This is a genomic window from Mesorhizobium sp. M7A.F.Ca.US.014.04.1.1 (genome assembly GCF_003998745.1).
GTDB classification, from domain to species: Bacteria; Pseudomonadota; Alphaproteobacteria; order Rhizobiales; family Rhizobiaceae; genus Mesorhizobium; species Mesorhizobium ciceri.
This window is the reverse complement of the sequence record NZ_RZRW01000914.1, coordinates 1-1586: the sequence shown is the minus strand read 5'-3', so window position 1 is coordinate 1586 and position 1586 is coordinate 1. Positions and strand designations below refer to the sequence as shown.

The following is a 1586-nucleotide window of genomic DNA, read 5'->3' as shown; positions in this document are numbered from 1 at the left end:
AAGGCACGCTCGGCATCGTCACCGCTCCCGCGCTGAAGCTGTTCCCCAAGCCGACGCAGATCGAGACCGCGTTGGTGGGCTTGCGCTCGGTCGAGGACGCGATGGCGCTCTATGCGCGGGCGCGGCGCGACTGCAGCGACCTGCTGACCGCGTTCGAACTGATCCTGCGCGGCGGCATCGAGATCACCATGCGCGAGGGCAAGGATTTTGCCGATCCGCTCAACAAGCCCTACCCGGCCTATGTGCTGATCGAGGTGTCCTCCGGCGGGCTGATCGACCTCTCCGCCATGCTTCTCGGTTTTCTCGGCGGCGTCGCCGATATCGTCGAGGATGGCATCGTCGCTTCGACGCGGGCTCAGGCCGAGCGGCTGTGGCTCTATCGTGAGATCATGGTCGAGCGGCAGGGCCGCGGCGGCCGCTACCTGCGCACCGACGTTTCGGTGCCGATCTCGAAGCTCGCCGATTTCGTCACCGACGCGCTGTTCGAATTGCAGCGGGCGCGCCCGGATGCGCTGGCCGTCACCTACGGCCATGTCGGCGACGGCAACATCCATCTCAATGTGGTGCCGCCGGAAGGCATGGGCGCTGAAGCGATCGAGCATCTGTTCGAGCAGGCCGAGGCGGAGATCTTTGCCGTCGTCGACCGCTATGGCGGCTCGATCAGCGCCGAGCACGGCATCGGACGGGTCAAGCAGAAGGCGTTTCTCGAACGGATCGATCCGGTGACGCTCGACCTTGCTGCAGGCATCAAGGAGGCATTCGATCCGCGCCATATCCTGAGCAACGGCCGCATTCTGGCGTCCGCATCCGCCGTCGACTATAGGTGAGCGATGACGCTGAAACTCGACAAGGTCAATCGCGGTCCGCATCTCTCCACCCTGGTGGCGAGTTCCATCTCGCGCGAGATCGCGCAGGGGCGCCTCAAGCCCGGCGACCAGCTGCCGACCGAGCAGGCGCTGGCGACGACCTTCGGCGTCAGCCGCAACGTGGTGCGCGAGGCGATCGCAAGGTTGCGCTCGGAAGGCCGCATCTGGTCGCAGCAGGGGCGCGGCGCCTTCGTGGTGGAGGGCAACAACCCAACGGTGCTGACCATAGACTATGAGGCGCTGCAGCGCGCCGACTCGTTCCGAAATCTGTTCGAACTGCGCGGCATCCTCGAGGTGCAGGCGGCGGCCTTTGCCGCAAGGCGCCGCACCGAGGCCGATCTCACCGCGATGGACGATGCGCTGGCCGGCATGCGTGCGGCACCCTATGGCAGCGTCGCCTGGCTGCGCAGCGACCTTGAGTTCCACCGCACCGTCGCCGAGGCGACGCGCAACGGCTACATGGGCCAGTTCCTCGGCTTCGTTTCCGAGCGTGTTCGAGAAAGCATCCTCGCCGCCGGCAACCAGCAGAAATCGGACGACATGGCCCGCATCACGCTCGGCGAACACGGGCGCATCCTGTCCGCTATCCGTGCCGGCGATGTGGAGGGTGCGCAAGCGGCGATGCGCGACCATCTGGCGGGCGCGGCGCTGCGGGTTGGGCTGCATGATGGGGCCGTGGCTGCGGAGGCAGCGCTGGTGCCAGAGGTGGCGTCTCCGGTG

The 1586-nt window shown here is 66.8% G+C and carries 2 protein-coding genes; both read left to right on the top strand.

The window, feature by feature from the left end:
• A partial coding sequence (locus EOA22_RS33060; protein ID WP_164756155.1) for an FAD-binding oxidoreductase occupies nt 1–827 on the top strand: 827 nt, incomplete at its 5' end.
• 3 nt (nt 828–830) lie between these two features.
• On the top strand, nt 831–1586 hold a 756-nt coding region (locus EOA22_RS33055), incomplete at its 3' end, for a FadR/GntR family transcriptional regulator (protein ID WP_164756154.1).